We start from the raw sequence: 1,608 nt of genomic DNA, 5'->3' as shown, positions 1-1,608 counted from the left end.
GTAAATGGTCCTGCCCATATACTTTGTAATCCGCCACAATCTGCCAGTACATATACTTCGTAAGCAGTAAGCCCTGTCAAGCCTGTAGCCATAAATCCTGGTGTGTTTGTTACAGTTCCAGGTCCTGTTGGTGCTCCTGTTCCTGCAGGTTGGATAACATATTCCCATTGTGTTTCGCCATTGTTGGCTGTCCATGAGATATCTGCTGTGGTATCTGTTATGTTAGCAGCCATAATATTACTTGGGGCTATACAGAAGTTACCGCAGGTCTCTACTGTAATTTGGTCTATAGACATGTCACCTTCAAAACCATTTCCTGTTCCACCATAGCTAAACTCAATGTAGATAACTTGTCCTAAATAAGCGTCTAAATTAACACCTATTGGCACCCAAGCTTCTGCATCTGTCGTTTGGTAAGCACCAATCCATGTATATTCTGTTGTAAATGGTCCTGTAGCACTTGTACCTACATTAACATTTAATGTGCCTATATCATCCCCAAAGGCATGCATAAAGAATGCTAACTCTGCACCATCTACCGCAGTTGATAAATCTATCGCTGGTGAGATTGCCGAAGCAATATCTGTTGCGTTTCCTGAAGCTTCATATTCTAAGTGCACACCTGGATTACCATCATAAGAATTGGCTGGTCCTGTTCCTGCTGAATTACCTCCTGGATTTGAAATATCCCATTCACCGTTGTTACCTCCAAAACCTGTACCTGTCCATCCTGCTGGATCAACAGTTGGATCGTCTCCAAAGGTTTCTGTAAATATGGTTGACGGTGATCCTGAAGCACATGTAACACCTACTGGTGGTGGTGGTGGTGTGTTTAATGTTGTAAAGTTTACTGGGCCTGCCCAAACACTTTGTCCATTTCCACAATCCGCAAGAACAAATACCTCGTAAACAGTACTTGCTGTAAGTCCTGTTGCTAATAAAGGATTAGTTGTTGTTACAGTTCCCGCACCTGTTGGTGTTCCTGTTCCAGCTGGCTGGATAACATACTCCCATTGTGTTTCGCCATTGTTGGCTGTCCATGAGATATCTGCTGTGGTATCTGTAATGTTAGCAATCATAATATTACTTGGTGCAATACAGAAGTTACCACAGGTTTCTACTGTAATCTGGTCTAAAGACATATCGCCTTCAAAACCATTTCCTGTGCCGCCATAGCTAAATTCTATATAGATTACTTGTCCTAAGTAAGCGTCTAAGTTAATACCGATTGGCACCCATGCTTCTGCGTCTGTAGATTGGTAAGCACCAATCCAAGTGTATTCTGTTGTAAATGGTCCTGTAGCACTTGTACCTACATTAACATTTAATGTACCTATATCATCTCCAAAAGCATGCATAAAAAAGGCTAATTCTGCACCATCTGTTGCTGTAGATAAATCAATAGCTGGTGAAATTGCCGAGGCAATAGCTGTTGCATTTCCAGAAGCTTCATATTCTAAGTGTACACCTGGATTACCATCGTAAGAATTGGCTGGTCCTGTGCCTGTAGAATTGGCTGCTGGGTTTGTAATACGCCAGTTACCATTAGCACCTCCAAAACCTGTACCTGTCCATCCTGTTGGAGCAACACCTGGAGTGTCTCCAAAA

The 1,608-nt window shown here is 42.4% G+C and carries 1 protein-coding gene; it reads right to left on the bottom strand.

Annotation, left to right across the window (positions count from 1 at the left end; translation table 11 throughout):
• Positions 1-1,608 (bottom strand): choice-of-anchor J domain-containing protein (locus ACVC43_RS04330; protein ID WP_452223345.1); only part of this gene is annotated, 1,608 nt, incomplete at both ends.

It is taken from the genome of Lacinutrix chionoecetis, from assembly GCF_053604665.1.
Note: the sequence above shows the minus strand (reverse complement) of the source record. Positions and strands in the feature narration are given on the sequence as shown.